General features: G+C 37.9%; 28 protein-coding genes and 1 pseudogene. 28 read left to right on the top strand and 1 reads right to left on the bottom strand.

What is annotated here, in order from left to right; translation table 11 throughout:
* The first annotated feature begins 102 nt into the window (after positions 1 to 102).
* From AEA09_RS13585 to AEA09_RS20510, 13 genes and pseudogenes are all read left to right on the top strand, one after another.
* Positions 103 to 438 (top strand): putative DNA-binding protein, encoded by a 336-nt coding sequence (locus AEA09_RS13585; RefSeq protein ID WP_053584371.1) that lies wholly within the window; start codon positions 103 to 105, stop codon positions 436 to 438.
* A 12-nt stretch (positions 439 to 450) separates the two neighbouring features.
* On the top strand, positions 451 to 1,809 hold the full coding sequence (ffh, locus tag AEA09_RS13580) for a signal recognition particle protein (RefSeq protein ID WP_053584370.1): 1,359 nt from the start codon (positions 451 to 453) through the stop codon (positions 1,807 to 1,809).
* Positions 1,810 to 1,903: 94 nt separating this feature from the next.
* Positions 1,904 to 2,176, top strand: coding sequence for a 30S ribosomal protein S16 (gene rpsP / locus AEA09_RS13575; protein ID WP_053584369.1), 273 nt, complete (start codon positions 1,904 to 1,906; stop codon positions 2,174 to 2,176).
* Positions 2,177 to 2,191: 15 nt separating this feature from the next.
* Complete coding sequence (locus tag AEA09_RS13570) at positions 2,192 to 2,425, top strand: KH domain-containing protein (protein WP_053584368.1); 234 nt, start codon at positions 2,192 to 2,194, stop codon at positions 2,423 to 2,425.
* A 215-nt stretch (positions 2,426 to 2,640) separates the two neighbouring features.
* Entirely contained in the window at positions 2,641 to 3,159 is a 519-nt protein-coding gene (gene rimM / locus AEA09_RS13565; protein WP_053584367.1) for a ribosome maturation factor RimM, read from the top strand.
* Entirely contained in the window at positions 3,159 to 3,887 is a 729-nt protein-coding gene (trmD, locus tag AEA09_RS13560) for a tRNA (guanosine(37)-N1)-methyltransferase TrmD (protein ID WP_053584366.1), read from the top strand. The genes rimM and trmD overlap by 1 nt, the downstream gene beginning before the upstream one ends.
* Before the next feature lie 127 nt (positions 3,888 to 4,014).
* Positions 4,015 to 4,359: a 50S ribosomal protein L19 gene (gene rplS / locus AEA09_RS13555; RefSeq protein WP_053584365.1), complete on the top strand. Its 345-nt coding sequence runs from the start codon at positions 4,015 to 4,017 to the stop codon at positions 4,357 to 4,359.
* 105 nt (positions 4,360 to 4,464) lie between these two features.
* Positions 4,465 to 5,028, top strand: coding sequence for a signal peptidase I (gene lepB / locus AEA09_RS13550; RefSeq protein ID WP_053584364.1), 564 nt, complete (start codon positions 4,465 to 4,467; stop codon positions 5,026 to 5,028).
* A gap of 57 nt (positions 5,029 to 5,085) precedes the next feature.
* On the top strand, positions 5,086 to 5,964 hold the full coding sequence (gene ylqF / locus AEA09_RS13545) for a ribosome biogenesis GTPase YlqF (RefSeq protein WP_053584363.1): 879 nt from the start codon (positions 5,086 to 5,088) through the stop codon (positions 5,962 to 5,964).
* Between the two features lie 112 nt (positions 5,965 to 6,076).
* The gene (locus AEA09_RS13540) at positions 6,077 to 6,835 is read left to right on the top strand and encodes a ribonuclease HII (protein WP_053584362.1); all 759 of its coding nucleotides are present in this window, start codon (positions 6,077 to 6,079) and stop codon (positions 6,833 to 6,835) included.
* A 16-nt stretch (positions 6,836 to 6,851) separates the two neighbouring features.
* Complete coding sequence (locus AEA09_RS13535; RefSeq protein ID WP_053584361.1) at positions 6,852 to 8,744, top strand: hypothetical protein; 1,893 nt, start codon at positions 6,852 to 6,854, stop codon at positions 8,742 to 8,744.
* On the top strand, positions 8,741 to 9,025 hold the full coding sequence (locus tag AEA09_RS13530) for an EscU/YscU/HrcU family type III secretion system export apparatus switch protein (RefSeq protein ID WP_053584360.1): 285 nt from the start codon (positions 8,741 to 8,743) through the stop codon (positions 9,023 to 9,025). The genes AEA09_RS13535 and AEA09_RS13530 overlap by 4 nt, the downstream gene beginning before the upstream one ends.
* 446 nt (positions 9,026 to 9,471) lie before the next feature.
* Positions 9,472 to 9,663 (top strand): annotated as a pseudogene (locus tag AEA09_RS20510) (transposase domain-containing protein); the annotation flags it as partial.
* Positions 9,664 to 9,981: 318 nt separating this feature from the next.
* Here the strand turns inward: AEA09_RS20510 and AEA09_RS13525 are convergent.
* Positions 9,982 to 11,181, bottom strand: coding sequence for an acetate kinase (locus tag AEA09_RS13525; protein WP_053584359.1), 1,200 nt, complete (start codon positions 11,179 to 11,181; stop codon positions 9,982 to 9,984).
* A gap of 634 nt (positions 11,182 to 11,815) precedes the next feature.
* On the opposite strand from AEA09_RS13525, the gene pta reads away from it, so the two are divergent.
* The 15 genes from pta (at position 11,816) to fliE (ending at position 26,119) form a co-directional block, all read left to right on the top strand.
* Positions 11,816 to 12,787 (top strand): phosphate acetyltransferase, encoded by a 972-nt coding sequence (gene pta / locus AEA09_RS13520; protein ID WP_053584358.1) that lies wholly within the window; start codon positions 11,816 to 11,818, stop codon positions 12,785 to 12,787.
* Between the two features lie 231 nt (positions 12,788 to 13,018).
* On the top strand, positions 13,019 to 13,213 hold the full coding sequence (locus tag AEA09_RS13515; protein WP_053584357.1) for a hypothetical protein: 195 nt from the start codon (positions 13,019 to 13,021) through the stop codon (positions 13,211 to 13,213).
* Entirely contained in the window at positions 13,210 to 13,563 is a 354-nt protein-coding gene (tnpB, locus tag AEA09_RS13510) for an IS66 family insertion sequence element accessory protein TnpB (RefSeq protein ID WP_053584356.1), read from the top strand. Before AEA09_RS13515 ends, tnpB begins: the two co-directional genes overlap by 4 nt.
* Positions 13,564 to 13,901: 338 nt before the next feature.
* Positions 13,902 to 15,062: an ADP-forming succinate--CoA ligase subunit beta gene (sucC, locus tag AEA09_RS13505; protein ID WP_053584355.1), complete on the top strand. Its 1,161-nt coding sequence runs from the start codon at positions 13,902 to 13,904 to the stop codon at positions 15,060 to 15,062.
* A 17-nt stretch (positions 15,063 to 15,079) separates the two neighbouring features.
* Positions 15,080 to 15,982: a succinate--CoA ligase subunit alpha gene (gene sucD, locus AEA09_RS13500; protein ID WP_053584354.1), complete on the top strand. Its 903-nt coding sequence runs from the start codon at positions 15,080 to 15,082 to the stop codon at positions 15,980 to 15,982.
* A gap of 106 nt (positions 15,983 to 16,088) precedes the next feature.
* A complete protein-coding gene (gene dprA / locus AEA09_RS13495; protein ID WP_053584353.1) occupies positions 16,089 to 16,982 on the top strand; it encodes a DNA-processing protein DprA in 894 nt (297 codons plus the stop codon).
* A 93-nt stretch (positions 16,983 to 17,075) separates the two neighbouring features.
* A complete protein-coding gene (gene topA / locus AEA09_RS13490; RefSeq protein ID WP_053584352.1) occupies positions 17,076 to 19,157 on the top strand; it encodes a type I DNA topoisomerase in 2,082 nt (693 codons plus the stop codon).
* Positions 19,158 to 19,172: 15 nt separating this feature from the next.
* Positions 19,173 to 20,486 (top strand): FADH(2)-oxidizing methylenetetrahydrofolate--tRNA-(uracil(54)-C(5))-methyltransferase TrmFO, encoded by a 1,314-nt coding sequence (gene trmFO, locus AEA09_RS13485; protein ID WP_053584351.1) that lies wholly within the window; start codon positions 19,173 to 19,175, stop codon positions 20,484 to 20,486.
* 298 nt (positions 20,487 to 20,784) lie between these two features.
* Positions 20,785 to 21,684 (top strand): tyrosine recombinase XerC, encoded by a 900-nt coding sequence (gene xerC / locus AEA09_RS13480; protein ID WP_053584350.1) that lies wholly within the window; start codon positions 20,785 to 20,787, stop codon positions 21,682 to 21,684.
* A gap of 27 nt (positions 21,685 to 21,711) precedes the next feature.
* Positions 21,712 to 22,257, top strand: a complete 546-nt coding sequence (gene hslV / locus AEA09_RS13475; RefSeq protein WP_053584349.1) for an ATP-dependent protease subunit HslV — start codon at positions 21,712 to 21,714, stop codon at positions 22,255 to 22,257.
* Complete coding sequence (gene hslU / locus AEA09_RS13470) at positions 22,257 to 23,660, top strand: ATP-dependent protease ATPase subunit HslU (RefSeq protein WP_053584348.1); 1,404 nt, start codon at positions 22,257 to 22,259, stop codon at positions 23,658 to 23,660. Before hslV ends, hslU begins: the two co-directional genes overlap by 1 nt.
* A gap of 87 nt (positions 23,661 to 23,747) precedes the next feature.
* Positions 23,748 to 24,527 (top strand): GTP-sensing pleiotropic transcriptional regulator CodY, encoded by a 780-nt coding sequence (codY, locus tag AEA09_RS13465; protein ID WP_053584347.1) that lies wholly within the window; start codon positions 23,748 to 23,750, stop codon positions 24,525 to 24,527.
* Positions 24,528 to 24,930: 403 nt separating this feature from the next.
* Positions 24,931 to 25,323 (top strand): flagellar basal body rod protein FlgB, encoded by a 393-nt coding sequence (flgB, locus tag AEA09_RS13460; protein ID WP_053584346.1) that lies wholly within the window; start codon positions 24,931 to 24,933, stop codon positions 25,321 to 25,323.
* A 3-nt stretch (positions 25,324 to 25,326) separates the two neighbouring features.
* A complete protein-coding gene (gene flgC, locus AEA09_RS13455; RefSeq protein ID WP_053584345.1) occupies positions 25,327 to 25,788 on the top strand; it encodes a flagellar basal body rod protein FlgC in 462 nt (153 codons plus the stop codon).
* A 25-nt stretch (positions 25,789 to 25,813) separates the two neighbouring features.
* Positions 25,814 to 26,119 carry a flagellar hook-basal body complex protein FliE gene (gene fliE / locus AEA09_RS13450; RefSeq protein ID WP_053584344.1) on the top strand — a complete coding sequence of 102 codons (306 nt, stop codon included), beginning with the start codon at positions 25,814 to 25,816 and terminating at the stop codon, positions 26,117 to 26,119.
* The last annotated feature ends 69 nt before the right edge of the window (positions 26,120 to 26,188 follow it).

Raw genomic sequence — 26,188 nt, 5'->3', positions numbered from 1 at the left:
AATCAGCTAATAGAATACTTTTAGACAAGGAGATTACCTTGACAGAGGCAGGCGCTTTTCGTTATGATACAAATAACTAATGATCGGGGGAGAAATAATTTGATGCTACTTGAAAAAACAACACGCATGAATTTTCTCTTCGACTTTTATCAAGCACTATTAACAGATAAGCAAAGAAGTTATATGGAACTTTATTATTTAGACGATCACTCACTTGGGGAAATCGCTGAATCTTACGGGGTTTCACGCCAAGCTGTTTATGATAATATTCGTCGAACAGAAGCGATGCTTGAAGAATATGAAAACAAATTATGTTTATTGGGAAAATTCCAACAACGTACACAAATGCTAGCACAGCTAACTGCAGGTATTACTGAAAAAAGTATGCCAGTCGAGGAGCAACTTGCGCTTATTGAACAATTGAAAGAATGGGATTAGGAGGCGAAAGCATTGGCTTTTGAAGGATTAGCGGAACGACTCCAGGGAACAATCCAAAAGATTAAAGGCAAAGGGAAAGTATCGGAGCAAGACGTAAAGGAAATGATGCGTGAAGTCCGATTTGCTTTAATCGAGGCGGATGTTAACTTAAAAGTAGTAAAAGAATTTGTTAAAAAAGTTAGTGAACGTGCAGTTGGTGTGGACGTGATGCAAAGTTTAACGCCAGGCCAACAAGTTATTAAAATCGTTCAAGATGAGTTAACGCAATTAATGGGTGGCGAACAAAGCCCTATTAAATTCAATACAAAACCACCAACAGTTATTATGATGGTCGGCTTGCAAGGTGCTGGTAAAACAACGACTTCAGGGAAGCTTGCGAATGTTTTACGTAAAAAGTATAATCGTAAACCACTTCTAGTTGCAGCGGATGTATATAGACCTGCTGCAGTTCAGCAATTACAAACATTAGGGAAGCAATTATCGCTACCTGTTTTTGCGTTGGGCACAGATGTTTCACCTGTAGAAATTGCCCGTCAAGCACTAGAACATGCAAAAGAAGAGCATTATGATGTGGTCATTATCGATACAGCAGGTCGTCTGCATATCGATGAAACGTTAATGCAAGAATTAAAAGATATTCGCGCATTAAAAGAGCCTGATGAGGTGTTCTTAGTCGTGGATGCGATGACAGGTCAAGATGCTGTCAATGTTGCAGAAAGTTTTAATGAAGCTGTGGGCATTACAGGCGTTGTGTTGACAAAACTTGATGGCGATACACGTGGTGGTGCTGCGCTCTCTATCCGTTCTGTCACACAAAAACCGATTAAATTCGTCGGTATGGGTGAAAAATTGGATGCGCTTGAGGCGTTCCACCCAGAGCGTATGGCATCTCGTATTTTAGGGATGGGCGACGTATTATCACTGATCGAAAAAGCACAAGCAAATGTCGATGAAGCTAAGGCGAAAGAACTTGAAGAAAAATTCAAAACTCAAAGCTTTACATTCGATGATTTTGTCGAGCAATTACAACAAGTGAAAAAGATGGGTCCACTCGATGAAATTTTGAAAATGCTACCTGGTGCTAACAAAATCAAAGGCTTAGACAATGTCAAAGTAGATGATAAGCAAATGGGGCGCGTGGAAGCCATCATTTATTCAATGACACCTGCTGAAAAAACGAATCCTGAAATCATTAATGGCAGTCGTAAGAAACGCATTGCAAAAGGTTCAGGAACGTCTATTCAAGAGGTCAATCGTTTATTAAAGCAATTTGAAGAAATGAAGAAAATGATGAAACAAATGACAGGTATGGCAACTGGTAAAGGAAAGAAGAAAATGAAATTACCAGGTTTTGATTCATTATTTAAATAATATTTTTTAGGTGTTAAGAAAAAACACTTTACAAACATCACAAACATTGATAATATACTATCTTGTGTGAAACTTATTCGGAGGTGCTATTAAAATGGCAGTAAAAATTCGCTTAAAACGTATGGGAGCTAAAAAATCTCCTTTCTATCGTATCGTAGTTGCAGACGCTCGTTCACCACGTGACGGTCGTCAAATCGAAACAGTGGGTACTTACAATCCACTAACTCAACCAGCTACTGTAAACATTGATGAAGAGAAAGCTCTTAAATGGTTAGCTGACGGTGCAAAACCATCAGATACAGTGCGTAACTTGTTCTCAGAACAAGGTATTATGGAAAAATTCCATAACCAAAAATTCAATAAATAATCGGGGGAGACGTCTTTGAAGCAGCTGATTGAAGCAATCGTTTTACCGTTAGTCGATTATCCAGAAGAAGTCCGTGTTGAGACGGACGAAAATGCAAATCGAGTTGTTTATAAACTTTTTGTTCATCCAGAGGATCGAGGGAAAGTCATAGGCAAACAAGGGCGGGTTGCTAAAGCGATTCGTACAATTGTTTATTCAGCGGCAGGTAGTCACTATCAAAAAAAGACTTACGTCGATATATTGGATTGAAAAAGGAGGAGGGAGCTTGCTAGTTCCTTCCTTCCTTTTTTATATAGTCGAACATTGGATATACTATTCAATGTCTAGGCTAAAATGCCATCCCCTGAATGTTGCTTTAATCCCTCAGGCGAAAATGGAAGCGTGTCTACTTTCGTTTTGGGCTGTTTAGCACTGAACTAGGATGGACAAGCATTTTAGCACTTTTCTAACATGAGGTGATCAAAATGGAATGGTTTAATGTAGGCCGTATTGTTAATACGCACGGTGTTCGAGGTGAAGTGCGTATTTTATCCACAACAGATTTTGAAGAACAACGCTTTGTAGTGGGCAATAAGCTCGCAGCCTTTAAAAAGAACGATAAAAAACCGACCTGGGTAACGATTGAATCGGTACGCCGTCATAAAAACTTTATCTTATTAACATTTGAAGGTATGCACAATATTAACTTAGTTGAGCCTTTTAAAGAGGGTATGCTAAAAGTGACGCAAGATCAAATGGACGAAGATTTGTTAGAAGAAAACGAATACTTCTACCATGATATTATTGGTTGTTCTGTTGTTTCTGAAGAAGGCGAAACAATCGGCGAAATTAAAGATATTTTAGAAACAGGCGCAAATGATGTATGGGTAGTAAAAGGGACAAAAGGTAAAGAACATTACATTCCATACATTGAAGATGTTGTAAAAGACATTAATATAGATGAAAAAGTCATTACAATTCACGTAATGGAAGGGTTATTGTAATGAATATTCAAGTGTTGAGCCTTTTTCCGGATATGTTTACAGGTGTATTTGGGGCATCGATATTAAAAAAGGCGCAAGAAAAAGGTGCTGTGCAGCTCTCTGTCACAGACATCCGAGAGTATTCTGGCAATAAACATAAGCAAGTAGACGATTATCCGTACGGTGGTGGCGCAGGAATGGTGTTAAAGCCTGAGCCGATGTTTAGTGCGGTTGAAGCTATTACAGCTGGAAAGAAGCCGCGTATCATCCTAATGTGCCCACAAGGTGAGCGCTTCACGCAGAAGAAGGCAGAAGAGCTTGCTAAAGAGGAAGAATTAGTCTTTTTATGCGGTCATTACGAAGGCTATGATGAGCGTATTCGTGAGTATCTTGTTACGGATGAAATATCTATAGGAGATTTCGTTTTAACCGGTGGAGAACTCGGTGCGATGACTGTGATTGATAGCATTGTGCGTCTTTTACCAGGCGTTTTAGGACAAGAAGACTCACATATTCAAGATTCGTTTTCGACAGGCTTACTCGAGCATCCGCATTACACACGCCCTGCAGAATTCCGAGGCATGACAGTACCTGATGTTCTAATGTCAGGTAATCATGCGAAGATTGCCGAGTGGCGTGAGGAGCAATCGCTGAAACGAACGTTCGAGCGACGTCCAGATTTACTCGAGCATTATCCTTTAACAGATAAGCAAAAAGCGTATATTGAAAAATTAAGAAATGAACAATGAAGATGCTTGCGAGCATTGCCGATTTATGATAACATCATCTTTGTGCTTCTATAATGGAGTGCTGAATTACGATGTTCCGCTGTGGCATAAATTGCGTGCAAGAGCATCTGTCTAAGGAGAGAAAACAATGTCAAACATTATTACAGAGATTACTAAAGATCAGCTTCGTTCGGATCTACCAACTTTCCGCCCAGGTGACACAGTACGTGTACACGTGAAAGTAGTAGAGGGTACTCGTGAACGTATCCAAATGTACGAAGGTGTAGTTATCAAACGTCGTGGTGGCGGAATTAGCGAAACTTTCACAGTACGTAAAATTTCTTACGGTATTGGTGTTGAACGTACATTCCCTGTACACACACCAAAAATCGCTAACTTAGAAGTTATCCGTCGTGGTAAAGTACGTCGTGCTAAACTTTACTACCTACGTAACCTACGTGGTAAAGCTGCTCGTATTAAAGAACTTCGATAATTATGACTTAAAAGTGAGGAGCTTGTTTTGCAAGCTCCTTTTCTTTTTGCTTGTCATCTTAAATAGATTTCCTCTAAAATGAGGATAGACGAGGAGGCAATTCATATGGAGAAACAAGTAAAGGAAAAAAATGAGTTATGGGAATGGACGAAAGCACTTCTTATTGCATTTGCGATTGCGGCAGTTATTCGTTATTTTTTATTTACACCAATTGCAGTAGATGGTGAATCCATGATGCCAACCCTTGAAGATGGCGACCGTATGATTGTCAATAAAATCGGCTATAAAATTGGAGAACCAGAGCGTTTTGATATTGTCGTCTTCCACGCACCAGAACAAAAAAATTACATTAAACGTGTGATTGGATTACCTGGAGAAACGTTGGAGTATAAAGACGATCAATTGTACATTAACGGAGAACCAATTGATGAACCTTATTTAGATGCTTACAAAGCACAAATTACTGAGGGTACTTTAACGGAAGATTTCACGTTAGAGGATATTGGTGTCAACCAGAATACAATTCCTGAGGGCTATGTCTTTGTAATGGGGGATAATCGCCGCTATAGTAAAGATAGTCGACATATTGGTTTAATCGAACAAAAAGAAATAATCGGCAATACAAGCCTGATTTTCTGGCCATTTAGTGATATTAAAATTGTGAAATAGTCTTATTTAAGGGGAGCGGACAACACTCCCTTTTTCTTTTGATTAGGAGGTACATGTATGACAATCCAGTGGTTTCCGGGGCATATGGCAAAAGCTCGTCGCCAAGTAACGGAAAATCTAAAGCTAGTAGATATTATTTTTGAATTAGTTGATGCACGTTTGCCGCTATCATCACGTAATCCGATGATTGACGAGGTAATTAGTCAAAAAACACGCCTACTTATTTTAAATAAGGCGGATATGGCAGACGAGCAAGAAACGCGTAAATGGGTGCAATATTTTGCTGCTCATGGACATAAAGCGGTTGCTATTAATTCTCTTGAAGGTAAAGGTTTACAACAGGTAACAAAAGCAGCGCAGGAATTACTACAAGAAAAGTTTGATCGTATGAAATCGCGCGGCATGAAGCCACGAGCAATTCGGGCGATGATTGTTGGTATTCCGAATGTTGGGAAATCGACATTGATTAACCGTTTGGCCAAGAAAAACATTGCAAGAACGGGTAATACACCAGGTGTTACAAAAGCACAGCAATGGATTAAATTCGGTAAAGAATTAGAGTTACTCGATACACCGGGGATTTTATGGCCTAAATTTGAGGACCAAGAAGTTGGTTATAAGCTTGCGTTAACAGGTGCCATTAAAGACACGATTATGAATATGGAAGACTTAGCGGTATACGGCTTACGTTTCCTATCTGAACACTATCCAACGCGCATGGCAGAACGGTATGGCTTCCAGTCTATGCACGAGGATTTAGTTGAAACATTTGATCATATCGGTAAATTACGACGCGTATTTGGAGCGGGCGGTGAAATTGACTATGATCAGGTTTCACTACTAATTGTACGAGATATTCGCGGACAGCAATTAGGTAAATTAACGTTCGATTTTGTCAATGAACAACTCGAAAAAGAAGCTGAAAACGAGCAATGAAATATTAAGCTGCCAATGTCACGCAAGAAATTGTGACATTGGCAGTTTTTCTTTTAGAAACTAATAAATTTGCCGATAAAAAGGTAGAGTGAAATAAAGGGGTTTAGATGTTGTGAAAACTATTAAAGAAATTACTACAGCGTTAAAAGAAGCAGAAGAATGGCAGGATTGGATGCAGGATATTGTAACTGATGAACGTGCCGGTGTACAGAAAGTATGGCAAAGCTGGAAAAAGCGTCAAGAAAAGAAACAACAGTTACTACGAGAGCACCAAGCAAAAATAGACTTTGATCGAAGCTACGGAGTGGAGGGAGCACTGATTGCAGGTGTGGACGAGGCAGGTCGTGGTCCACTAGCAGGTCCCGTTGTAACGGCGGCTGTCATTTTACCAGAAAATTGCATGGAACTCGTTGGTTTAAATGACTCTAAACAGCTTTCAAAAGAAAAACGCAATGCTTTTGCGGTGCTCGTAAAAACACATGCACTCAGTTATTCAGTACATTTTCAATCGGCTGAAATCATAGATAAATTGAATATATACGAAGCGACGAAGCAATCAATGAAGTGCAGTGTTGAGGCATTATCTATTAAACCAGATTATGTGCTCGTGGACGCGATGACATTACCAATCGCAATACCCCAAGATTCAATTATTAAAGGAGATGCAAAAAGTTTAGCAATTGCCGCAGCTTCTATTTTGGCGAAAACAGCACGTGATGATTATATGGAGGAACTCGACAAAGCGTTTCCGATGTACGGCTTTGCCAAGCATGCTGGATACGGTACGAAACAGCATTTAGAGGCACTTGAAACATACGGAGCGACAATACATCATCGAAAATCGTTTGAACCAATTAAATCAATGCTTTAGAGGAAGGAGAGTATGTATGACATCTACATCTTTTAATCCGATACAAATACAGCAAACAGCCGCAATTCCATCAAATCAGCCCCTTGCCTTAAAGCAAGGGCAAGTGTTTCATGGAACAATTACAAAATTATATCCCGATCAAATGGCAGAAGTACAAGTAGGCAATCAAAAATTAATTGCCCAACTAGAGGTGCCATTAAAAGCTGGAGATGCACATTTCTTTCAAGTATCAGGTACTAGCCCTCAAACGGAGTTAAAAGTTGTCACAGGTCCGATGGCACAATCTACATCTCCTACACAGCAGATGAATCAGCTATTAGAATCGATGAACTTACCAAAAACGACTGAAATGCAGCAAGTACTATCGCATTTCATGAAGGCGCAAATACCGATTTCGAAAGAACAGCTCGTGCAAGCAGAAGCATGGATGAAGGCGTTACCAGAAGGTGTGATGAAAGCGGATGCCTTACAAGCAATGCAAAAAATGGTAGAGTTGAAAATGCCTTTTACGAATGATGTATTTCAGGCGCTTCTTAGTGGGCAAAAAACAGTAGGCATGACGTCTACAATGAATAATTTTGCACAATTGCTGATGATAGACACTACGCTACCCCAGGGAGTAAAGCAAAATTTAATGCAACAGGTGCAAGCGATTGCGAAGCCGTTTGAGGCTGAGACAGGTGGATTAGTACTCGCAAAATCAGTGCAAATTCTAAATAATAATGCAGCACCTATTAGTGATCGTTTACAAGCACTGAATATGTTAAAAGAAGCAGGTGTAGTACCACAAAATGCGACTTTGCAGAATTGGTCTTCAGTACAGCCAACAACAACGCAACCACCTCAAATGCAGCAGGCCGGACAAATTGTACAAACGATACTTGCGACAAAGCCAGAAAATGCAGCGCAGCTAATTGAACAATTAAAGGCTTGGACAACGGGCCAAAACTTACTGACAAATGAGCAAAAGCAACAATTAACACAACTAATTGAACGTTTTACTCAATTACCACCCAGTAAGCAAACGTTAGAGATTTTTGCAAAGCAAGTCCAAGAGCAACTCATTAAGGCATTTACGCAAAGTATACCTGAACGTTTGTTTACGCAAGATACAAATAGCTTATCATCAAAGGATCATTTATTATCACTATTAAAACCTGAAACGGCAACGCTTGTACAAAATGAGGCATTGATGCGTAATCTTGTGAAGGTAGGTAGTGAATCATCGCAGCCAATCATTCAACAACTAATGACGCAAGCGGATGCACAAGTGCAAAGCTCGATGGATAGTAAGGCAATGGAACACGCGTTAAAAACCGTGCTAAAGGGCTTAGGTATTAGCTATGAGGCAGCGCTAAATAATAAGTCGGCTGATTTACAGGCGATTGCCCATCAGTTAAAGCCGCAGCTGCACGCATTACTTCAAGATGCGCAAATAACACCGCAACTTAAAGAAGCGGCAGAAATGTTGATGACGCGTATGAATGGTATGCAACTTTCATCCGGAGAAAATGGACATCAACACCAGCTTATTATGCAAGTGCCACTTGAATTTTTTGGCAAAAAAATGGATGCGACGTTGCAATGGAATGGGCGTATGAAAGATAATGGTAAAATTGATGCCAACTACGCACGTGTTCTATTCTATTTGCAAATGGAGTCGATGCAGGAAACTGTGATTGACATGCAGGTGCAAAATCGAGTGGTCACGGTCACGGTATTTAACGAAAATCCAGATGTCATTCCACTAGCGGAGCCATTGAAGGCGGCACTTAAAGCGGGTTTAGCTGAAAAAGACTATCAGTTATCTGCCGTGTTTATTAAGCCATTTGAGAAGGCAGTACCAGTAAAAGAAACAATCACAACTGAACCTCAAGAAGAACATAGTGGGGTGGACTTCCGCGTATGAATGATGAAAAAAAAATTCGAAAAGAAGCGATTGCTCTTACGTATAAGCCGGGACAGTACAATAGTCCAACCGTTGTGGCAAAAGGGAAAGGAAAAATTGCAGAAAATATTTTGGCGCGTGCAACTGAACATGATGTGCCCATCCATGAAGATCCTAACTTAGTGCAATTACTTGGACAACTCGATTTAAATGAGTCAATTCCAGAAGAATTATATCAAGCGGTGGCAGAAGTGTTTGCATTTATTTATCGTTTAGATCAGCAACATGGAAAAAATAGATAACAGGAAAGCACTCTCGTATTTTTGAGGTGCTTTTTTTATATGAATAAAGTACCCAAATATGTAATAAAAGGATGTTAAAATGTAACCTAAAGGATTTCAAAAAATTTCAGCACATAAGAAAAATAAAGACATTCCACGTGCTAGTGACCAAAATATTCCGGTTTTTATTTTAATCACTTTATGATTAGGTCATGAAAGTATTTGAAATTACGCATAAATACTTGGTTGCAGATTTAAAATTTAAAGAAGCAGCTGTATATAAATTTCATGAGCCTAATGAAAAGGGAAAAGAATATCAGATGCGAAACCGGAGATATTTTTCAGTTTTGAATTCATTATAATGTGCTGAGAAAGCCGAAAAAGACATTATTTAAATGCCTTTTTAATGCTTTAAGCACATAACAAAAGTCAGCACACAATTTCGATTATGTTCTTAAACACATAATCGAAAAAACTGGCTTTTTTCTGTGAGTGAAGCTGGTACTAAAGCCAATGCTATCTGTTTAAGCTTGGCTGAAACAGCCAAGGCAAACGATATTGATTTTTATCAATATTTGGTGAAGGTGATAACAGAACTGCCTAATTTACCAATACATCAACAACCTGAGATTTTACATAAATACATGCCTTGGTCATAAAATATTTAGGCTACATGTGCAAAATAGCCAACTATCCGAAAAATATCAGATAGTTGGCCATTCATCGTGCGTACCGTAAAAGTGCGCTATTTTTTATTTCGGGCTTACAATTCAAGTATATAAAAAAGAGTAATTTTGTGCTTTTTTTGTGCATGAAATTGTATGAACACCCCAACAAATATTTTAGAGCCTTTAAAAGTGGAAAAAGAGTACGATTTTCTAATCGTACTCTCAGATTCGTTTTTAGAATTAATCTTAAACTAATCATAATTTCTAGACTACAAAAAATAACAAATTAATTAAATCTTTATAGATATTTTATTTATCTTCTACATTCATTAAATCATATGTGTCTCTAGCAATCATTACTTCTTCGTTTGTTGGAATAATTAATAATTTTACTGGAGAATGAGGATAACTAATAAATGTCTCTTCTCCACGCACATTATTTAAACTTGGGTCAAAATAAACACCCATAAATTCTAATCCAGTAGCAACACGAGCACGAACAATATCGCTATTTTCACCAATACCGGCAGTGAAAATAATAGCATCTACTCCACGCATTCTTGCAGCATAAGAACCGATGTATTTGTGGATTCTGCTTGCGAATACTTCTAATGCTAAATTAGCACGCTCGTCCCCTTTATCAGCAGCTTCTTCAATATCACGAAGATCACTAGAAATTCCTGATAGAGCTAACAATCCACTCTTTTTATTTAAAATTTCTACTACCTCATCTGCAGACTTCTCCGTTTTTTCCATAATGTATGGAATTAAAGCTGGATCAATATCTCCAGAGCGTGTACCCATTGTTAAACCTGCTAAAGGTGTAAAGCCCATTGTTGTATCGATTGACTTACCATATTCAATAGCAGCAATTGAAGAACCATTGCCTAGATGACAAGAAATTAATCGTAATTGTTCTAAAGGTTTACGTAACATAACGGCTGCGCGTTGAGCAACATATTTATGTGATGTACCATGGAAACCATATTTTCTTATACCGAAGTTTTCATAGTATTCAAATGGTAAACTATAAAGATAAGAGCTTTTTGGCATCGTTTGATGAAACGCTGTATCAAATACTGCTACGGCATGAATATTTGGTAATACTTTGAAAAATGCTTTAATTGCAGCTAAATTGGCAGGATTGTGAAGGGGAGCCAAATCTGATAAAGAGTCAATCTTCTCAATTACATCATCATTAATTATTGCAGATTCTGCAAATAATTCTCCACCGTGAGTTACACGATGACCTACTCCATGTAATTCATCTAAAGATTTTAATACTTTTGTTTCGACTAATTCTCGTAAAACAATTTCTACTGCTACATCATGATTTGGAATAGGTAATTCTTTTTTTATCTTTTCCCCGTTTACAGTTAAAACTAGTTGGGATTTCTCTTGTCCAATTCTTTCAAGTAGACCTTTTAATAATACTTCTTCTTGTGGCATGTTAAATAATTGGAATTTCAAGGATGAACTTCCTGCATTTACAGCTAATACTTTTGTCATTTACTATCTCTCCTTAACGTATTCAAAACAATTAATAATGAATTGTAGATATCTATATCACTTAGATATTCTCGATAAGTCTTATTATGTCTAGAAAATAACATTATTTAGTTGTCATGTATTATTGACGTATAACATAATAGCAAAAAAACTGATACTGTCAATAATCCGCACTTGCATTCTAACGAATGTGGAAGTGGGTGCTTATAAAAGCTCTTATTGTCTAGTCCAAGTTCTGAGAGAACTACGTCATTTTCGTTATCATACCCAAAAATCCAAAAATGATCCCCTAGTTATTGGCTCAATGCTGGCTCTGTAAACAGTCCTGATGGGTAGGGACAGTCAACCAAATGTGTAAGTCACACTTACAAGCGATCATAACATAGACGAAGGGAAACAAAATCTTAGGAGGGAATATATTTTAGTTGTATTCAGATGAAAAAAAGAAGTCTTATTTCTTGTTTTTTGAGGTGGGAGACTTCTTTCAGAAATTAGTTAAAAAGTAAAAAATGACAGGGGTAAGTAACTTGACAATCTATCGCTTAAAAAAGTTATAATATAAAAAGAAATTCTAATCACTTGTAGTAAGCATGCTTACAAATATAATCTGAAATGGAAAAAGAGGTTATAAGAAATGGCAGATATTTTAGATATTCTAAAAGATCAATTAAAAGAAAAAAAAATAAAAATTGTATTACCTGAAAGTAATGACGAAAGAATTTTTGAAGCTGCAGTTAAGTTAGCAAAGGAAAAAATAGTTGTACCTGTTTTATTAGGTAATAAAGAGAAACTAGAAATGAAGCTAACAGCTGCAAATGTAGATTTAGCTGATTGTATTGTTTATTCAATGGAGGATGCAGAAACTACTTCTAAACTTGCTACAAAGTTTGTAGAAATTAGAAAGGGCAAAGCTACAGAAGAACAAGCAGCTAACTTAATGAAACAAGTAAATTATTTCGGAACGATGTTAGTAAAAGAAGGTTTAGCAGATGGGTTAGTAAGTGGTGCGATTCACTCTACTGCTGATACCGTTAGACCAGCATTACAAATCATTAAAACAAAACCAGGCATATCTAAAACAAGTGGTGTTTTTATTATGGTACGTAAGGATGAAAAATATATTATGGCTGATTGTGCAATTAATATTGCACCTACAAGTCAAGATTTAGCAGAGATTGCTATTGAATCTGCAAAAACTGCTAAGGCATTCGGTATTGAACCAAAAGTAGCAATGTTAAGTTTCTCAACAAAAGGTTCAGCTGTTTCTGATGAAACATTAAAAGTGAGTAAAGCAGTAGAAATTGCAAACGAATTAGATCCTTCTATTGTATTAGATGGTGAGTTCCAATTTGATGCAGCATTCGTTCCAAGTGTTGCAAAACAAAAAGCTCCAAATTCAGTTATTCAAGGGGATGCAAATGTATTTATTTTCCCAAGCTTAGAAGCAGGAAACATCGGTTACAAAATTGCTCAACGTTTAGGCAATTTCCAAGCAATTGGTCCAATTTTACAAGGACTAAACTCACCTATAAATGATTTGTCACGTGGTTGTTCAAGTGATGATGTTTATAAATTATCTATTATTACAGCGGCGCAATGTTTATAATCTAAAATGGATATTTTTAGTCTGTAGACAAGCTTATTCAAGTTTAGCTACAGGCTTTTTTTAAGCATCTGATGATGTTACACTTGAATACTATCATAATCAAAAAGTATTTGAAGATAGCATTGAGTAATTAATCATTGTTTTGAAGTAAGCCCGTAATCAAATAACGCATATAAAACTCCAGGCACCTCCGGTACGATAAACGTATCAATCAAAGGAGGTGCCATTTCTATGTCCACAAATAAAGTAACCATCGTCCCAGTTAAACTTGATCCCCTTCCAACTGAATCTACCACGTTTCGTTCTTCTTATGATATAGCTTCACCGAGTTGTGTTATTAAAACAGCTGTAGCTGAAATAGCTTTCTTTAATGGCGTAGATGAACGCATCATCCAAACCATTATGAAGGAGTTGAAAAGTCGATGAACCATAATTTTACGAGCGTGCAAAATATCTATATTATTTGTGGGAAGACGGATATGCGTAAAGGCATCGATGGTCTTGCAACAATCATTCAAGATTCTTTCGAATTAGATCCGTATAGCGATTCGATATTTCTCTTCTCAGGTTGGAGTAAGGACCGTTATAAATGTTTGTATTTTGATGGAGATGGCTTCGCTATGCTATACAAGAGATTGGATAATGGCAAGCTTCAATGGCCGAAAGATGAAAATGAGGTGCGAAGTCTTTCACAACAGGAGCTGCGCCGGCTATTAGAAGGACTATCCTTACAACAGTCGAAGGCTATTGCAAAATCTGTAAAAGGCATCTTTTAACTACACTGTTTAAAGTGGTATAATTATCTATATAAAAAATTGAACGGAATATGGTGAAGCTAATGGCGGAATTACCTAATGTACCGTTTCATCAACAACCTAAAATTTTACATAATCACATGCCTTGGTCAAAAAATATTCAAGCCACATGTGCAAAATAGCCAGCTAGTCGAAAAAATTTTCAGCTAGCTGGCCATTCGTCTTGCGTACCGTAAAGGTGCGCTATTTTTTATATTTCGGGCTTACCATAGACACAGTAGACTTTGTCAGAATCTTTAGTTAGAATAGATTATGTTAGTAAAACAATTCTATGTATATGTTTGATTGGAGGATGTATTATGAATATCCATGAATATCAAGGGAAAGAAATACTTAGGAAATATGGCGTTGCAGTACCGAGTGGAAAAGTAGCTTTTTCTCCTGATGAAGCAGTAAAGGTAGCAAAGGAGCTTGGCTCTAATGTTACAGTGGTAAAGGCGCAAATTCATGCAGGTGGACGCGGAAAAGCGGGCGGTGTTAAAATCGCGAAAAACCTTGATGAGGTGCGTACGTACGCTAAAGAGATACTTGGTAAAACTTTAGTCACACATCAAACAGGTCCAGAGGGTAAAGTAGTAAAGCGACTATACATTGAAGAAGGCTCTGACATTCAAAAAGAATATTATTTAAGTCTGGTACTAGACCGCGCGACATCACGTGTTACAGTGATGGGTTCAGAAGAGGGCGGCATGGATATTGAAGAAGTAGCAGAAGCTCATCCAGAGAAAATCTTCAAAGAAATTGTAGATCCGGTTGTAGGATTAACAAGCTTCCAAGCACGTCGTTTGGCGTTTAATATGAACATTCCAGCAAACCTTGTAGGGAAAGCTGTTAAATTAATGTTAGGCTTGTATCAAGCATTTATCGATAAAGATGCTTCTATCGTAGAGATTAACCCACTTGTTGTCACTGGACAAGGTGAGGTTTTAGCGTTAGATGCAAAATTCAATTTTGATTCAAATGCCTTATATCGACACAAAGATATCGTAGAATTACGCGATTTTGATGAAGAAGACCCAAAAGAAATTGAAGCATCTAAATATGACCTAAGCTATATTTCATTGGATGGTAATATTGGCTGTATGGTAAATGGTGCGGGTTTAGCGATGGCAACAATGGATACGATTAGTTACTATGGCGGCAGTCCCGCTAACTTCCTTGACGTTGGGGGCGGCGCGACAGCTGAAAAAGTAACAGAAGCATTTAAAATTATCTTATCTGACCCACACGTAAAAGGGATTTTTGTCAACATTTTCGGTGGTATCATGAAGTGCGATATTATTGCTGAAGGTGTAGTGACAGCAGCGAAAGAAATCGGTTTAGAAGTACCACTGGTTGTGCGCTTAGAAGGTACAAATGTAGATTTAGGAAAAGAAATCTTAAATGCATCTGGCTTAAATATCGTAGCGGCAGACTCAATGGCTGATGGTGCGCAAAAAATTGTGGAATTAGTAGGCTAAGGAAGGCAGGGAGTATAATGGCTGTATTTATTAACAAAGATACAAAAGTAATTGTACAAGGAATCACGGGCGAAACTGCTCTATTCCATACAAAGCAAATGTTAGACTATGGTACACAAATTGTAGCAGGGGTAACACCAGGTAAAGGTGGTCTTGAAATTGAAGGCGTACCAGTGTTCAATACTGTAGCAGAAGCTGTAGCAGCAACAGGTGCGACTGTATCGGTTATTTACGTGCCAGCACCATTCGCAGCAGATGCAATTTTAGAAGCGGTTGATGCGGAATTAGATTTAACAATTTGTATTACTGAGCATATACCTGTCCTTGATATGGTAAAAGTAAAACGTTATATGGAAGGCAAGAAAACGCGCCTAATCGGACCAAACTGTCCAGGTGTGATTACTGCAGATGAATGTAAAATTGGTATTATGCCAGGGTACATTCATACAAAAGGACATGTAGGCGTTGTATCTCGTTCAGGGACATTAACTTACGAAGCTGTACACCAATTAACACAAGAAGGTATTGGTCAAACAACAGCAGTTGGTATTGGTGGAGATCCAGTGAATGGTACAAACTTCATCGATGTATTGGAAGCGTTTAATAATGACCCTGAAACGTATGCAGTTGTCATGATTGGTGAAATCGGCGGTACAGCTGAAGAAGAAGCAGCTGAATGGATTAAGGCGAATATGACGAAACCAGTAGTGGGCTTCATCGGTGGTCAAACAGCTCCTCCAGGAAAACGTATGGGACACGCAGGTGCCATTATTTCTGGAGGTAAAGGAACAGCCGCTGAAAAAATTAAAGCGATGAATGCTGCAGGTATCGAAGTAGCACCAACACCATCTGTTATTGGTGAAACGTTAATTAAAGTTATTAAAGAAAAAGGGCTATACGAAAAATGTAAAACCCATTAAAATGGAAGATGTAGCACATTGTGCTACATCTTTTTTCTATTGTGTTGTGATGAAATGAAAGATGCGGTCATTTAATTTCTTCTATATAAAACGAGGGGGTTTTTAAATGATTTTTTCAGTTGATACACACAGGCTATTAGCTCTACATTATGTTTATCCTTTGCCACTCCAAAAACTTCAACAGTTACTATTCCCGGTAGATGTATTAAGTCATTTTGAAAATGCAAAACCGAATGAAATTGCGCAGGCATTACAAATACCACTTCCGAAAGCTGCCCAGATTTTACAAGGATTTTTGCGAGCGTATAATATGCCACTTGAAGAAGCATATGCCAGTGCTGATATTTTCCCCATTCCATTCAATCATTCTTTTTATCCAGTGCATTTATTTGAATTACCAAGTCCACCTACTGTATTGTATATAAAAGGTCAATATTCACTGCTAGGCGGCAAACATATCGCTATTATCGGTTCTAGGAAGGCTACAGTCTACACAAAGACAGCGATGGACTTAATTGTTCCACCACTTGTTGAACATGAGTATACAATCGTGAGTGGGCTTGCAAGAGGTGCGGATACACTAGCGCATGAAGCAACGATGAAATACGGTGGTAAGACGATTGCTGTACTCGGACATGGTTTCCATCATGTATATCCAAGAGAAAACCAGCTACTAGCAGAGAAGATGGCGGAAGAGCAGTTGCTCATTACGGAGTATCCGCCGTATATGAGGCCGGAAAAATGGCATTTCCCAATGCGTAATCGTATTATTAGTGGCTTATCAAGCGCCCTAGTTGTGACAGAAGCTGCGCTAAAAAGTGGCACACTTATTACGACAGAATGTGCCCTTGAACAAGGGAAAGATGTGTTTGTTGTACCAGGACCAATCGATGCGGAGCAGTCAAAAGGAACTAATAAATTGCTCTTTGAAGGTGCGATTCCTGTATGCAATGGTTATCAAATCGTTGAAATTCTGGAACTGTTTTCTAATAAATGTTGAAAAAAAGTTGCATTATCTTAAAAACTGTTATACATTTTGCAACAGGTAACATAAAAAAATTTAGCAATGAACCTCTCTAAGGGGGAGACATAGATGGCGGATTATTTAGTGATTGTAGAATCACCAGCAAAAGCAAAAACAATTGAACGTTATTTAGGGAAAAAATACAAAGTGAAAGCGTCAGTCGGCCATGTTCGTGACCTACCACGCAGTCAAATGGGCATTGATACTGAAAATAACTACGAACCAAAATATATTACGATTCGCGGAAAAGGACCTGTTTTACAGGAATTAAAATCTGCAGCTAAAAAAGTGAAAAAAATCTATCTAGCGGCCGATCCAGATCGCGAGGGAGAGGCAATTGCCTGGCACCTTGCGACAGCGTTAAATATTGATGTTGAATCGGATTGTCGAGTTGTGTTCAATGAGATTACGAAAGATGCGATTTTAGAATCATTTAAACATCCTCGTTCTATTAATATGGATTTGGTGGATGCACAACAAGCACGTCGTATGTTAGACCGCCTAGTAGGCTATAATATTAGCCCGATTCTTTGGAAAAAAGTGAAAAAGGGCTTATCAGCAGGACGTGTACAATCAGTTGCATTACGTATGATTATTGATCGTGAAAATGAAATTAAAAATTTCCAACCTGAAGAATACTGGACGATTGAAGGTTCGTTTGAAAAAGGTAAAAAAACGTTTGACGCACTGTATTACGGTGATGGCAAAGAAAAAATCAAATTAACGAATGAAGACCAGGTAAAAGCGATATTAAAAAATGTAAAAGGTACAGAGTTTAAGGTTGTCAATGTGACAAAGAAAGAGCGTAGACGTAACGCAGCACCTGCTTTTACAACCTCTTCTCTTCAACAAGAAGCAGCACGTAAATTAAACTTCCGTGCAAAGAAAACAATGATGCTTGCACAGCAACTTTATGAAGGTATTGATATTGGTAAAAAAGAAGGTACCGTTGGATTAATTACGTATATGCGTACCGATTCTACGCGTATTTCAGAAACAGCCAAAACAGAAGCGGTTTCTTATATCGAAACAAAGTACGGTAAGGAATATATTGCAACAGAAGTAAAGCAAGCGAAAAAAGCTTCTAATTCACAAGATGCCCATGAAGCAATTCGTCCGACAAGTACAATGCGTACGCCAGACGAACTAAAAACTGTGCTTAGTCGTGACCAATTACGCCTATATCGCTTAATCTGGGAGCGATTTATTGCAAGTCAAATGGCGCCAGCTGTATTAGATACAGTTGCGGTAGATTTACAAAATAGTGATGTTTTATTCCGCGCAAACGGGTCACAGGTGAAATTCGCAGGCTTTATGAAATTATATATAGAAGGTACAGATGACCAAACAGAAGAAACAACAAAGTTACTACCTGAAATGGAAATTGGTGATAAAGTAAAATCACTTGATATCGAACCAAAGCAACATTTCACACAGCCACCCCCACGTTTTTCAGAAGCACGTTTAGTAAAAACGATGGAAGAAATCGGAATAGGGCGCCCATCAACTTACGCACCGACGTTAGATACATTACAACGACGTGGTTATGTTGTATTAGATGCCAAACGTTTTATGCCGACAGAGCTAGGTGAAATTGTGCATCAGCTCGTACTTGAATTTTTCCCAGATATTCTCAATGTTGAGTTTACTGCAAAAATGGAACAAGATTTAGATGATGTTGAAGAAGGTAGTCGTAAATGGGTAGAGGTTATTGATGACTTCTATAAAGACTTTGAAGTACATGTGAAGCATGCAGATGCAGAAATGGAAAAAGTCGTGATTAAAGACGAGCCAGCGGGTGAGGACTGCGAAAAATGTGGTTCACCAATGGTCTATAAATTAGGTCGTTACGGCAAATTTATGGCTTGTTCAAACTTCCCTGATTGCCGTAATACTAAAGCAATTATGAAACCTATTGGTGTAAAATGTCCTTCATGTGAAAATGGTGAAATTGTAGAACGTAAAAGTAAAACAAAGCGTTTATTCTACGGTTGCAATCAATATCCTGAGTGTGAATTTGTATCGTGGGATAAGCCAATAAGTAGACCATGTCCGAAATGTAATGAATTATTAGTAGAGAAAAAATTGAAAAAAGGTGTTCAAATTCAGTGCACAAAATGTGACTATGAAGAAACGCCAACTATAGTGTAGAAAGATGGTAAGAACATGACTGAACAAGTAGTAAATGTAATTGGTGCTGGCCTTGCAGGTAGTGAAGCTGCATGGCAAATAGCAAAGCGTGGCGTAAAAGTACGCTTATATGAAATGCGTCCAGTAAAGCAAACACCTGCTCACCATACAGATAAATTTGCGGAGCTAGTATGCTCTAACTCTCTTCGTGCAAATACATTAACAAATGCTGTTGGTGTCATTAAGGAAGAAATGCGTACGTTAGATTCTGTTATTTTAAAGGCAGCAGATGCATGTTCAGTGCCTGCGGGTGGTGCACTTGCAGTAGATCGACATGAGTTTGCTAGTTATGTAACTGAAGCGGTGAAAAATCATCCGCTAGTAGAAGTAATCCATGAAGAAGTAACTGAAATTCCAGAAGGTATAACAATTATTGCAACAGGTCCACTTACGTCAAAAGCATTAGCAGAAAAAATTCAAGGGTTAACAGGTCTAGATTATTTATACTTCTATGATGCAGCGGCACCTATTATCGAAAAAGATAGCATTGATATGGATAAAGTATATTTAAAATCTCGTTATGATAAAGGGGAAGCGGCATATTTAAACTGTCCGATGACAAAAGAAGAATTTAACCGTTTCCGTCAAGCGTTGATTGAAGCAGAAGTGGTACCTTTAAAAGAATTCGAAAAAGAAATTTATTTTGAAGGTTGTATGCCAATTGAAGTAATGGCAGCTCGTGGCGAAAAAACAATGCTGTTTGGCCCAATGAAGCCAGTGGGTCTAGAAGATCCGAAAACTGGTAAACGTCCGTATGCAGTTGTTCAATTACGCCAAGATGATGCAGCTGGTACACTTTATAATATCGTAGGCTTCCAAACGCATTTAAAATGGGGACCACAAAAAGAAGTATTGCAATTAATTCCTGGTTTAGAAAATGTAGAAATTGTTCGATATGGCGTAATGCATCGTAATACTTTCATAAATTCGCCGAAAGTGTTAGAAAAAACATATCAGTTACGTGAAAACAAAAATATTTTCTTTGCTGGCCAAATGACGGGTGTAGAAGGCTACGTGGAATCAGCAGGTAGTGGGTTAATCGCTGGGATTAACGCAGCACGTTTAGCTCTTGGACAAGAGCTGTTAATCTTCCCATTTGAAACGGCACTAGGAAGTATGGCGCGTTATATTACAGAAGCGCAATCGAAAAACTTCCAACCGATGAATGTAAACTTTGGTATTTTCCCTGAATTACCACCGGGGCGTCGTTCAAAACCAGAGCGAGCAGAGATGCATGCAACGCGCGCATTAGAATCAATTCAAAATTTTGTGAATTCACAGAAAATTTAATTGCAAAAAGCCCCTGAAAGTTGGTATACTTTTAGAGGCTTTTTGTTTTCTAAAGTTGCAAAGTACTTACTCACACGAAAATTACTATTTTACATGATGTTTTTTTCATAATGTAATGTTTTTTACTTGCTATATTACGTATATAGGTATAGTGTCAATATGTATGTTTTTTGGCGAGTCCTGTAGAAATTATTATGGAGAGTTTTTATGAATAACAGTCGTTATTCATGATAAAATCTTGATGCCATGTTTTACTTGAGTGAAGTTTGCGAATAATCACAATGGTGGTGAAAGTTCCATGTTAGTTTCGTCCCAACAAGCACTTGAACAGTTTATGCTATATATCCAAGTGGAGAAAAATTTCTCTGTTCATACAGTGCGAGAATATGAATCAGACTTATTAGATTTTTTAGCGTTTTTGCAAGCAGAGAATGTTAATGATTTGACTAGTGTTGAGTATATACATGCACGTCTTTATGTAACGAAGTTGTACGATGAAATGAAAGCAAGGTCTTCGGTTTCAAGGAAGATTTCATCGATTCGTTCTTTTTTTCGTTTTTTAAACAAACAGTATGGAATGGATGACGCGGCATTTCGTTCGCTCTATCATCCCAAAAAGGAATCTCGTTTACCAAGCTTTTTCTATGAAGAGGAATTAACGCAGCTTTTTGAAGCAAACATAGGGGAAGACCTGAAATCATTGCGCAATATGGCGATTTTAGAATTACTTTATGCAACAGGCATTCGTGTTAGTGAGTTAACAACAATTACAATGAATGATGTTGATTTTCATTATTCCATCGTTCGAGTAATGGGGAAAGGTCGTAAAGAGCGTATCATTCCGTTTGGGCAGTACGCCAGCGAAGCGATGTTGTATTACATAGAGCGAGCGCGACCGATGCTTACGAAAAATACGAATCATCAACAATTGTTTGTCAATATGCGCGGAGGGGAACTTACACCTCGTGGCGTGCGTTATATTTTAAATGAAATGATTGAAAAAGCTTCACTTCATACGAAGATATATCCACATATGTTGCGCCATACATTTGCAACTCATTTACTTAATAATGGTGCAGATTTACGAACGGTGCAGGAGTTACTGGGCCACGCACATTTATCTTCAACGCAAGTTTATACGCATGTTACGAAGGAACATCTTCGCCAAACATATATGAATGCTCATCCGCGAGCATAGAAATAAAGGCTAAGGAGGACAAGACGTATGGGACAAATCCACGCGACAACGATATTCGCAATTCATCATAATGGTGCTTGTGCGATGGCAGGTGATGGGCAAGTGACATTAGGAAATGCTGTTGTTATGAAGAGCACTGCTAGAAAGGTCAGACGTCTGTTTAATGGGCAGGTTTTAGCTGGCTTTGCTGGTTCAGTAGCCGATGCTTTCACACTTTTTGAAATGTTCGAAGCGAAACTTAATGAATATAACGGAAATTTACAACGCGCTGCAGTCGAGGTAGCAAAACAATGGCGAGGCGATAAAATGTTACGCCAACTTGAGGCTATGTTACTTGTGATGGATAAGAGTACGTTGTTGCTTGTATCAGGAACTGGTGAAGTCATAGAGCCCGATGATGGTATTATAGCGATTGGTTCAGGTGGGAACTATGCATTATCAGCTGGTCGTGCACTGAAAAAACATGCAGGTAATACAATGGTCGCTCGTGAAATCGCAAAAGCGGCTCTTGAGACAGCAGCTGAAATTTGTGTGTTTACGAATCATAATATTATCGTGGAGGCGCTTGACTAATGACTAAACAAAATTTAACGCCAAGACAAATTGCGGAGCATTTGGATCGTTATATTGTCGGACAAAATGAAGCGAAACGTGCTGTAGCGATTGCACTTAGAAATCGCTATCGTCGATCACTATTAAGTGACGAAATGAAAGCAGAAGTTAATCCGAAAAATATTTTAATGATTGGACCAACTGGTGTTGGGAAGACTGAGATTGCGAGAAGAATCGCGAAACTGACGAATGCGCCATTTGTAAAAGTTGAAGCAACAAAGTTTACAGAAGTAGGTTATGTTGGTCGTGATGTAGAGTCGATGGTGCGTGATTTGGTTGAGTCATCTCATCGCCTTGTGAAAGAAGAAATGATGGAATCTGTGCAAGAACAAGCTGAAGAGCTAGCGAATGCTGCAATTGTGAAACTGCTTGTACCATCTTTACGAAAAAAACAGGCGATGCAAAATCCTTTTGAGATGCTGTTTGGTGGCGGAAAAGAGCAACAATCACATGAAGATACATCTTCTGATGAAACAGAAGTGCGTTCAAAGCGAGCACAAATTGCAATCGATTTACGAAATGGTAAATTAGAAGAAGAATGGGTAACTGTCGAAGTTACCGAACAAACCCCATCAATTTTCGATGCGTTGCAAGGTACGGGTATGGATATGTCAGGAAACAGTGGCATGCAAGATATGCTATCAAACCTAATGCCGAAAAAACAAAAGAAACGCCGTGTGCAAGTTAAGGATGCGCGACGTATTTTAACCATTGAAGAAGCAAATAAATTGATTGATTCTGATGAAGTAGCACAAGAGGCAATTCATCGAGCAGAACAGTCAGGTATTATTTTTATCGATGAAATTGATAAAGTTGCAAGCAAAAATAATAACACTTCTGCAAATGTATCACGTGAAGGTGTGCAACGAGATATTTTACCGATTGTGGAAGGCTCTACTGTAACAACAAAGTATGGTGCTGTGAAAACGGATTATATGTTGTTTATCGCTGCAGGTGCATTCCATATGTCGAAACCGTCTGACTTAATCCCTGAGTTGCAAGGGCGTTTCCCGATCCGCGTCGAACTCGAAAAATTAACGAAACAAGATTTTGTGCGAATTTTACAAGAACCGGATCAATCACTTATTTTGCAGTATAAAGCTCTATTGGCAACTGAGGGTGTGGAAATTGAGTTTGCTGAAGATGCAATTGAACGCATAGCGGAAATTGCAACAGAAGTAAACCAAGAAACTGATAATATTGGTGCGCGCCGCTTGCATACAATTTTAGAACGTTTACTTGAAGAATTATCTTTTGAAGCGTCTGAAATTTCACCAGCACATATTGCGATTACGGCTGCTTATGTCGATCGGAAATTAGCTGGAATCGTTAAAAACAAAGATTTATCGCAGTTTATTTTGTAAAATAAGACTGTTTAATATCAATGAATTGTGGAAACCTTTAGAATATTAAGAAAATAATCTTTAGGCTATTTATAGGAGGAACAAATAATGAATTTATTAGAAAAAACGCGTAAAATTAACTCAATGCTCCAAGCATCTGCTGGTAAACCAGTAAATTTTAAAGAAATGGCAGATACTTTAGGTGATACGATTGATAGCAATGTTTATATTGTAAGTCGTAAAGGTAAACTTTTAGGAATTTCAATTCATCAACAAATTGAAAATGAACGCATTAAAAAAATGTTTGAAGAACGTCAATTCCCAGAAGAATACACGCAAAACTTATTTTCAATTATAGAAACATCGTCTAATCTAGACATAAATAACCCACACACTGCATTCCCAGTAGAGAATAAAGAAATTTTCCAAAATGCTGTAACAACAATTGTGCCAATTGTTGGTGGTGGCGAACGTTTAGGTACTTTAATTTTAGCGCGTTTATCTGCTCAATTTGAGGACGATGATTTAATTTTAGCTGAATACGGCGCAACTGTAGTTGGTATGGAAATTTTACGTGAAAAATCAGAAGAAATTGAAGAGGAAGCACGTAGTAAAGCGGTCGTTCAAATGGCGATTAATTCACTGTCTTATAGCGAATTAGAAGCAATTGAACATATTTTTGAAGAGCTTGATGGTAACGAAGGTTTACTTGTAGCTTCTAAAATTGCGGACCGAGTTGGAATTACGCGTTCAGTTATCGTAAACGCATTACGTAAACTAGAATCAGCAGGTGTAATTGAATCTCGTTCACTTGGTATGAAAGGTACTTACATTAAAGTACTAAATGATAAATTTTTAAATGCATTAGCAGAAATTAAAATGAAGTAAGTAATAATATAACTTGTGAAGGATAGGTTCCATTTCGATGGAACCTATTTTTTTTGGATTCGGGGCTATCGTAAGTCGGATTAGAATGAGTGTTTTAGAATATTTGTTCGTAGTGAATTGTGTCGAATTTGGTAACGGTAAAGTGTAGGGGAGTTTCCTGGGACTATTTTAGTAAACACTATATATTTGTTGTTTACCTAGAGAAAAAAGAAGAAATACAGCAAAAACAGGATTGACAATTCATGTGGATGATTTATCCCGGGTTTTTTTAGAAAAAAATAGGGCGGATAGACTATTAGAAAATGACAAAAGACAATAGACACTAGGTAGCATCTTAATTACAATTGTATTATTGGATGAATAATGTATTTCATGTTTGAAATTAAAAATGAGGTGAATGGTTTTGAATTTATTTGGAGGAACTATTAGTAGCCTGGAAAATGGACTTTCCTATGCAACACTAAATCAGAAAACAATTGCAAATAATATTGCGAATGTCGATACGCCTAATTACAAGGCGAAAAATGTAAATTTTAAGAATATGTTGGAAGAAGAGAAGCAGAGTTCGATATCTGCATATCGAACAGATAATAGACATTACGATTTTTCGATTACACAATCTACACCTGGTGTTAGCGATATCGACAATTTACGATATCGAAACAATGGTAATGCTGTCGATATGGATGAGCAACAAGCGAAAATGGCTGAAAATCAGATTTACTACAATGCTTTAATTGATCGTGTCAATGGAAAGTTGAATACATTAAATACAGTCATTAAGGGAGGTAGGTAATAAATGTCTATTTTTCACGGAATGAATACTACTGCCTCAGCATTAACGGCGCAGCGTTTACGTATGGATGTTATTTCATCAAATATGGCAAATGTTGACACTACTCGGGCTAAACAAGTGAATGGCGAGTGGGTTCCTTACCAACGTAAATCTGTGACACTTTCTGCGCAGGAAGGGCAATTTTCTAAATTTCTAAATGTCGCAATGGGCTCGAATTCAAAAAGTGCCGTAGGGAACGGTGTTAAAGTAACAGAAATAAAAGATGATACAGAAACTCCTTTCAAACTTGTATATGATCCGACACATCCAGATGCGAATGAAGACGGCTATGTCAATATGCCGAATGTAGACCCATTAAAAGAAATGGTCGACTTAATGTCTGCTACACGTTCATATGAAGCAAACGTGACAGTGTTTAATGCAAACAAAGCGATGTTAACAAAGGCTTTAGAAATCGGTAAATAATACAATTTAGAAAGGATGATACATAATGGCGATTTCGTCGGTTTCACTAATGATGCCTACTCAGGTTGTAAATGAAACAAATAAATTAAATCCAACACCTTATGAAGCGCAACAAAGTTTTGCTAATTCATTAAAAGAGGCTATTGCGAAGGTGAACGATCAGCAAATGGCTTCTGATAATGCTACTCAAAAGCTAATAACTGGTGGAGATATAGAGTTGCATGAGGTGATGATTGCATCACAAAAAGCAAGTATTACGTTAAATGCAACAATTGAAGTTCGCAATAAGGTGATTGAAGCTTACCAAGAAATAATGCGTATGAGTGTCTAACTCTATTTAGCGGCTGAGTACACTGTTACCGCGAATTATTGATTGCTAGGTTATTCACTATAACCGGAG

It is taken from the genome of Lysinibacillus contaminans (genome assembly GCF_001278945.1).
Classification (GTDB): domain Bacteria; phylum Bacillota; class Bacilli; order Bacillales_A; family Planococcaceae; genus Lysinibacillus; species Lysinibacillus contaminans.
This window is presented reverse-complemented; position numbering and strand designations above follow the sequence as displayed.

Bases quoted from the DNA above. Each gene is read 5' to 3' on its own strand.
- AEA09_RS13585 (WP_053584371.1), top strand. From the start codon at position 103: ATGCTACTTGAAAAAACAACACGCATGAATTTTCTCTTCGACTTTTAT.
- rpsP (WP_053584369.1), top strand. From the start codon at position 1,904: ATGGCAGTAAAAATTCGCTTAAAACGTATGGGAGCTAAAAAATCTCCT.
- rimM (WP_053584367.1), top strand. From the start codon at position 2,641: ATGGAATGGTTTAATGTAGGCCGTATTGTTAATACGCACGGTGTTCGA.
- trmD (WP_053584366.1), top strand. From the start codon at position 3,159: ATGAATATTCAAGTGTTGAGCCTTTTTCCGGATATGTTTACAGGTGTA.
- rplS (WP_053584365.1), top strand. From the start codon at position 4,015: ATGTCAAACATTATTACAGAGATTACTAAAGATCAGCTTCGTTCGGAT.
- lepB (WP_053584364.1), top strand. From the start codon at position 4,465: ATGGAGAAACAAGTAAAGGAAAAAAATGAGTTATGGGAATGGACGAAA.
- ylqF (WP_053584363.1), top strand. From the start codon at position 5,086: ATGACAATCCAGTGGTTTCCGGGGCATATGGCAAAAGCTCGTCGCCAA.
- AEA09_RS13535 (WP_053584361.1), top strand. From the start codon at position 6,852: ATGACATCTACATCTTTTAATCCGATACAAATACAGCAAACAGCCGCA.
- AEA09_RS13530 (WP_053584360.1), top strand. From the start codon at position 8,741: ATGAATGATGAAAAAAAAATTCGAAAAGAAGCGATTGCTCTTACGTAT.
- AEA09_RS13525 (WP_053584359.1), bottom strand. From the start codon at position 11,181: ATGACAAAAGTATTAGCTGTAAATGCAGGAAGTTCATCCTTGAAATTC.
- pta (WP_053584358.1), top strand. From the start codon at position 11,816: ATGGCAGATATTTTAGATATTCTAAAAGATCAATTAAAAGAAAAAAAA.
- AEA09_RS13515 (WP_053584357.1), top strand. From the start codon at position 13,019: ATGTCCACAAATAAAGTAACCATCGTCCCAGTTAAACTTGATCCCCTT.
- tnpB (WP_053584356.1), top strand. From the start codon at position 13,210: ATGAACCATAATTTTACGAGCGTGCAAAATATCTATATTATTTGTGGG.
- sucC (WP_053584355.1), top strand. From the start codon at position 13,902: ATGAATATCCATGAATATCAAGGGAAAGAAATACTTAGGAAATATGGC.
- sucD (WP_053584354.1), top strand. From the start codon at position 15,080: ATGGCTGTATTTATTAACAAAGATACAAAAGTAATTGTACAAGGAATC.
- dprA (WP_053584353.1), top strand. From the start codon at position 16,089: ATGATTTTTTCAGTTGATACACACAGGCTATTAGCTCTACATTATGTT.
- topA (WP_053584352.1), top strand. From the start codon at position 17,076: ATGGCGGATTATTTAGTGATTGTAGAATCACCAGCAAAAGCAAAAACA.
- trmFO (WP_053584351.1), top strand. From the start codon at position 19,173: ATGACTGAACAAGTAGTAAATGTAATTGGTGCTGGCCTTGCAGGTAGT.
- xerC (WP_053584350.1), top strand. From the start codon at position 20,785: ATGTTAGTTTCGTCCCAACAAGCACTTGAACAGTTTATGCTATATATC.
- hslV (WP_053584349.1), top strand. From the start codon at position 21,712: ATGGGACAAATCCACGCGACAACGATATTCGCAATTCATCATAATGGT.
- hslU (WP_053584348.1), top strand. From the start codon at position 22,257: ATGACTAAACAAAATTTAACGCCAAGACAAATTGCGGAGCATTTGGAT.
- codY (WP_053584347.1), top strand. From the start codon at position 23,748: ATGAATTTATTAGAAAAAACGCGTAAAATTAACTCAATGCTCCAAGCA.
- flgC (WP_053584345.1), top strand. From the start codon at position 25,327: ATGTCTATTTTTCACGGAATGAATACTACTGCCTCAGCATTAACGGCG.
- fliE (WP_053584344.1), top strand. From the start codon at position 25,814: ATGGCGATTTCGTCGGTTTCACTAATGATGCCTACTCAGGTTGTAAAT.